This is a genomic window from Luteibacter sp., from assembly GCF_036500425.1.
Classification (GTDB): Bacteria; Pseudomonadota; Gammaproteobacteria; order Xanthomonadales; family Rhodanobacteraceae; genus Luteibacter.
Genome location: NZ_DASYCB010000045.1, coordinates 1 through 5534, shown reverse-complemented (window position 1 = coordinate 5534; position 5534 = coordinate 1). Strand labels below are relative to the sequence as shown.

Here is a 5534-nt window from a genome sequence, read left to right as displayed (position 1 = left end):
GCTCCTACAGGGGCCTGCGCAGGTCTTTTGTAGGAGCGCGCTTGCGCGCGATCCGGTGGGCGACACTCCTACCCGATCACCACATCAGGTCATCCGGGACGCCATCGTCGGATTCGCTCGACGGCGCATTCGGATCAACCATCAACGCGATGCATTCCGGCGCGAGCTCGCGCAACGCATCGATCACGGCCTTCTCGACCACAAGATAACGGCCACCCTGCTGCACGACGCCCAGCTCCCCCGCGTTGATCGCGGCCAGTTGCTTCGCGTCGACATGCACGCGGCGGATCTTGTCACCGTAGGGGAAGTGGCGTACCTGATCGGCTTCGACCAGGTTCAACGTCTTGCCCTTCAGCAATTCCTCTACCTTGCGCTTCTTTTCCTTGCGCAGGCGCGCCACCTCGGCCGCCTCGGCTTCGGCCTGGCGACGCTCGGTCGCCTCGGTCTGCGCGCGCATGGCGTAGGCCTTCGCGAGATCGACCTCGCCATCCTTGCGCGGTGCCCGCTGCTGGACGTTGCCGCCCTGGCCGCTGTGTGGACGCGCGCCACCTTGGTGGCGATTGCCACCCTGCGGACGACCACCGCCGCCCTGGCCTGCTTTCTTGCCGCCCTGGCCCGACGAATTACCGCCCTGCGGGCGCGGTCCACCCTGGCGCGGCGGTGGCGCGGATTTACGCGCCTCTTCACGGATCTCCTTGACGAGGCCGCTCTTCAACAACTGGTCACGCAGGGAATCTGCCATGGTCGGTAAGGCTCTTCAGCAAGTTCAGTAGTGCGGCGGCGGGGGTTCCGTACCTGGGTCACTGCCCAGCCCCGCACGCATGGAGGAAAGGTCCGAGCGCATCTGGCGCACGGCCCGTTCAAGCAAATCGAGGCGGCGCGCGATCTCCGCGTCCGCCGAGGAAAGCTCGTTCACGGTATCGTCGATGAAGGCAAGGCGTACCTCGAGTTCCATCAGGCGCTCATCGGCCTCACCCATGGTCGTTGCCCGCCAGACTGCGGCCACGGCCGATACCGTAATAAGCGATGCCTGCTTCCTCGACCAGCGCCGGGTCATAGAGGTTGCGGCCGTCGAAGATCACCGGCGTGCCGAGCAGCGATTTCACGCGGGCGAAATCGGGGCTACGGAACGCCTTCCACTCCGTGACGATCACCAGCGCATCCGCACCCTCCAACGCCTGGTAGGGCCGCTCGACCAGGGTCAGGTCGGCGCGCTCCCCATAGATGCGGCGAGTTTCGTCCGCAGCCTCAGGATCGAACGCGCGCACCGCGGCACCCGCATCCCAGAGCTGCTCCATCAGGCGACGGCTCGAGGCCTCGCGCATGTCATCGGTATTCGGCTTGAATGCCAGGCCCCACACCGCGATCGTGCGACCCTTCAGCTCACCGCTAAAGTGCTTCGACAGCAAGGCGAACAGGCGCGACTTCTGCGCATCGTTCACCGCCTCGACCGAGTTCAGCAGCTTGGCGTCGTAACCCACCGTGTGCGCGGTCCGTGCCAGGGCCTGCACATCCTTGGGGAAGCACGAACCGCCGTAGCCCGCACCCGGGTAGATGAAGTGGTAACCGATGCGCGGGTCCGCACCGATGCCCTGACGGACGAGCTCGACGTCGGCTCCGACATGTTCCGCGATGTTGGCGATCTCGTTCATGAAGCTGATCTTGGTCGCGAGCATGGCATTGGCGGCGTACTTGGTCAGCTCGGCCGAGCGCTCATCCATGACGACCATGCGATCGTGGTTGCGGTTGAAGGCGGCGTACAGTTTTCGCAGTACGCCAATCGCGCGCTGGCTAGAGGCGCCGACGATGATGCGGTCGGGACGCAGGCAGTCTTCGACAGCGTCGCCTTCCTTCAGGAATTCGGGGTTGGATACAACATCGAACGGTACATCCACGCCACGCGCCTTCAACCGTTCGGCCACGGCAGCGCGCACGCGGTCGGCGGTGCCGACAGGTACGGTCGATTTGTTGACGACGACGGTGTAGCGATCGATGTGGTCGCCGATCGTGCGGGCGACGGCGAGTACGTACTGCAGGTCGGCACTGCCGTCTTCATCGGGAGGCGTGCCCACCGCGATGAACACGATGTCGCCATGGGCGACGGCAGGCGGGGCATCCGTGGTGAAATCCAGGCGGCCCTCGCCGTGGTTCCGCCGCACCATGGGCTCGAGGCCAGGCTCGTAGATGGGGATATCGCCCTGCTTGAGCCGCTCGACCTTGCCAGCATCCACGTCGACGCAGACCACATGATTGCCCATCTCGGCCAGGCAGGTGCCTGTGACGAGACCGACATAGCCGGTGCCGAAGATCGTGACGTTCATGGGTGTCCTTGCTACCTGCCGACGGGTTCGCCGTAACCGCCGATTGTAGTCTCCCGCGAGGAGCGAGCAAACCTCACCCGGTTCCCACCGAAACAAAAAAAGGGGCGCCGGAGCGCCCCTTTTTTCAAGTAAACCGCTTTGCGGCTTACTTGCCGCCCGGAGCGCCTGCGCCCGGACCCTGCGGGCCCTGGCCAGCCGGGGTCGGGCCGGTCTTCAGCAGTTCGACGTCGAAGATGATCGTTGCATTCGGCGGGAAGCCGTTTTCCGGCTTGGCGCCGTAAGCGATGTTCGACGGGATGAACAGCTTGTACTTGCCGCCGGTCTGCATCAGCTGCAGGCCTTCGCGGAAGCCCGGGATCACCGCGGCGAGCGGGATCTGGGCCGGACCGGCCGGCTGGTGGTCGGCCGAGGAGTCAAACTTCTCGCCGTTCACGAACGTGCCGGTGTAGTTGATGGTGACCGTGTCGTTCGGACCCGGACGCTGGCCGGTACCGGCCTGGACGACCGTGTACTGCAGGCCCGAGGCCGTGACCTTCACGCCTGCAGCCGACTTGTTCTTGGCAAGGAACGCATCGCCTTCGGTCTTGTTCTGGCCGGCGACCTTGTTGTACTCAGCTTCGGCCTTGACCTTCAGCTGGGCCACGAAGGCTTCGCGCACGGACTTGGCTTCCGCCTCGCTCATGGTCGGCTTCTGGCCGGACAGGGCAGCCTGCAGGGCCTTGGCAACCGTGGCTGCATCCACTTCCTTCGCGACCAGCGGCGGCAGCGAGCTGGCGAGATCCCAGCCCACGACATAGCTGGCCTTGACCTTATCGACGCCGCCCGCAGGGGCAGCTGCCGGCTTGGCAGCCTGGGCGGATGCGCCCGCGGCCGCACCCAGCGAAACCGCCAGGGCGACGGCCATCATCGTGGGACGCAAAAAGTGCTTCATTCGTAACTCCCTCTCTTTGGAGAAAATCGGCGAGGCCGCCGTGTGCACCCCCATGCGGAGGCAGAATCGCCATTGTGCTGTGGTTCGCGTGCGGCTTGCAATGACGGGGACAAGGACAAGGTTTCATAACAAAAGTTCACGAACCTTTCGTGAATTCGTCTACTTCAGTCCCCGTGGCCCTGCCCCGGCTTATCCAGCGTGTCGCGCAGAGCCGCCTGCAGCCGGGCGTGAACCTGCACCAGGACGCGCCAAAGCAGCCAGGTAAGGCCAATACCGATCAGTATCAGCACCGCTGCGACCTCGCGCGGCGGCAGGATCGTCGAGGCGAGCGCGGCCACCAGCAGGCCCAGGATCAGCATGACCACCACCGGGATGATCCGGCCCAGCACGGAGCGGATCTGGTAGGTCCGCGCCCCGAACCGGTCCGGGATGCTGAGTTCGGCGAGCAGCATGCCCAGCGCCGCCGCCTTGCGGTAGGCCGCCACCACCATCGGCAGGGACAGCAGCGCGGCGACCGACCAGGCCAGGCTGCGCCGCACCACCGGGTTATCACTGAAGAGATCCAGGTGCATGAAGCCACGGCGGTAGGCGAAAGCTGCCCCAATGAAGACGGCGATGACCAGCGCCATGTTGATGAGCACATGCCAGACCAGCCGGCGGATCATCTTCATCACGATGGCCCCCTGCCCCTGCAGGCCCAGGTTGCCCATCCACTCCGTATAGGCCCCGAACACCCCAGTGACCCGCGCCGGAAGCACCCGGCCCAGACCGGTGGCCAACGGGTCGGAAAGGCGGATGAGGTACGGCGTGAGGAAGGTGGTGATCGCCGACACGGCCACCGCGACGGGATAAAGGAAGTTGCTGGTCACCTTCAGGCTGAGGCCCAGGGTGGCGATGACGAAGGAGAATTCGCCGATCTGCGCCAGGCCCATGCCTACCCGCAACGAGGTGCGGCCATCGTTGCCGGCCACGAAGCTGCCGAAACTGCACGTCACCACCTTGCCGACGACCACGGCGATGGTCACGATCGTGATCGGCCATGCGTACTCGGCCAACAACGCCGGGTCGATCAGCATGCCGATGGCCACGAAGAAGATGGCGCTGAACATGTCGCGGACCGGCATGATGATCCGCTCGATCCGCGCGACGCTTTCCGATTCGGCCACGATGGCACCAATCATGAAAGCACCCAGCGCCACGCTGTAGCCCAGCTCGGTCACCAGCAAGCAGAAACCGAAGCAGATGCCGAGCACCGCGATAAGCAGCACGTCATTGCGGCTGACCCGCGCGATGTAATCCACCACGCGCGGCACGAGCAGGAGCCCCACCACCAGCGATACGGCCATGAACAGGCCCAGCCGGCCCACGGCGGCCAATGCCTGCTCTGCTTCCAGCCCCCCCGTACTGGCGATACCGGTGAGCAGCGCCATCAATACGATGGCGAGCAGGTCCTCCACGATCAGGATGCCGAACATCAGCTGCGCGAACCGCTCGCGCTTGAGGTTCAGGTCTTCCAGCGCCTTCATGATGATGGTCGTGGACGAGATCGAAAGCATGGCGCCAAGGAACAACGAATCCATGGTGGTCCAGCCAAAGAAGCGCCCGATCTCGTAACCGATCCAGACCATCAGAACGATCTCGGCGAACGCGGCTACCAGCGCCGCGCCCCCTACCGCGCGTAGCTTCTTCAGGCTGAACTCGAGGCCGAGCGCAAAGAGCAGCAGGATCATGCCCAGCTCGGAGAGCGTGCGGATCGTTTCTTCATCGTGGATGAAGATGAAGGGGAAGGTGTGCGGGCCGATCAACAAGCCCGCGATGATGTAGCCGAGGACGACCGGCTGGCGGAGGCGCTGGAAGAGCACCGTGGTGAGGCCCGCCACCAGCATCACGGTAGCCAGGTCCTGGATGAAAACGATGCCGTGCATGCCTGTCCCTGTCGCTATGAGGGGACAGGTTAACCCGCACGAACTCGCGAGAACATCGCCGTGTGCAGGCATTGGTTAAACAGGGACCAGAGCCCTTAAATCCACGGCTCACGCAAGTCCTCGCCCTGCATGGCTATTCTGAAATCGTCGAAAATAATTTAAAAAAAAATGTAACGAATGATTGACAGACCCGGGGTTCGAACGTAATCTTTGCGGTTCCAGCAGGGGGCCATAGCTCAGCTGGGAGAGCGCCTGCATGGCATGCAGGAGGTCGCCGGTTCGATCCCGGCTGGCTCCACCAACTTCTAGTACGTCCCCATCGTCTAGAGGCCTAGGACATCACCCTTTCACGGTGGC

Annotated in this window: 5 protein-coding genes and 1 tRNA gene; 1 reads left to right on the top strand and 5 read right to left on the bottom strand. The window is 64.1% G+C overall.

The genetic code is table 11. The features are described 5' to 3' along the window. Window positions 1-76: 76 nt before the first annotated feature. The 5 genes from VGN46_RS10920 to VGN46_RS10900 form a co-directional block, all read right to left on the bottom strand. A complete protein-coding gene (locus VGN46_RS10920) occupies window positions 77-742 on the bottom strand; it encodes a DUF2058 family protein (protein ID WP_331643637.1) in 666 nt (221 codons plus the stop codon). A gap of 24 nt (window positions 743-766) precedes the next feature. Further along, the gene (locus VGN46_RS10915; protein ID WP_331643636.1) at window positions 767-1006 is read right to left on the bottom strand and encodes a SlyX family protein; all 240 of its coding nucleotides are present in this window, start codon (window positions 1004-1006) and stop codon (window positions 767-769) included. Beyond that, entirely contained in the window at window positions 972-2321 is a 1350-nt protein-coding gene (locus VGN46_RS10910) for a UDP-glucose/GDP-mannose dehydrogenase family protein (RefSeq protein ID WP_331643634.1), read from the bottom strand. The genes VGN46_RS10915 and VGN46_RS10910 overlap by 35 nt, the downstream gene beginning before the upstream one ends. 145 nt (window positions 2322-2466) lie before the next feature. Continuing rightward, the gene (locus VGN46_RS10905) at window positions 2467-3252 is read right to left on the bottom strand and encodes an FKBP-type peptidyl-prolyl cis-trans isomerase (protein ID WP_331643632.1); all 786 of its coding nucleotides are present in this window, start codon (window positions 3250-3252) and stop codon (window positions 2467-2469) included. A gap of 164 nt (window positions 3253-3416) precedes the next feature. Further along, the gene (locus tag VGN46_RS10900; protein ID WP_331643631.1) at window positions 3417-5177 is read right to left on the bottom strand and encodes a cation:proton antiporter; all 1761 of its coding nucleotides are present in this window, start codon (window positions 5175-5177) and stop codon (window positions 3417-3419) included. Between the two features lie 225 nt (window positions 5178-5402). Here VGN46_RS10900 and VGN46_RS10895 point away from each other — a divergent pair. Continuing rightward, window positions 5403-5478: transfer RNA gene (locus VGN46_RS10895), tRNA-Ala, on the top strand. The last annotated feature ends 56 nt before the right edge of the window (window positions 5479-5534 follow it).

What these genes read in the sequence shown, in the direction of transcription:
- VGN46_RS10920 (WP_331643637.1), bottom strand. Translation starts at nt 742, where the DNA reads ATGGCAGATTCCCTGCGTGACCAGTTGTTGAAGAGCGGCCTCGTCAAG.
- VGN46_RS10910 (WP_331643634.1), bottom strand. Translation starts at nt 2,321, where the DNA reads ATGAACGTCACGATCTTCGGCACCGGCTATGTCGGTCTCGTCACAGGC.
- VGN46_RS10905 (WP_331643632.1), bottom strand. Translation starts at nt 3,252, where the DNA reads ATGAAGCACTTTTTGCGTCCCACGATGATGGCCGTCGCCCTGGCGGTT.
- VGN46_RS10900 (WP_331643631.1), bottom strand. Translation starts at nt 5,177, where the DNA reads ATGCACGGCATCGTTTTCATCCAGGACCTGGCTACCGTGATGCTGGTG.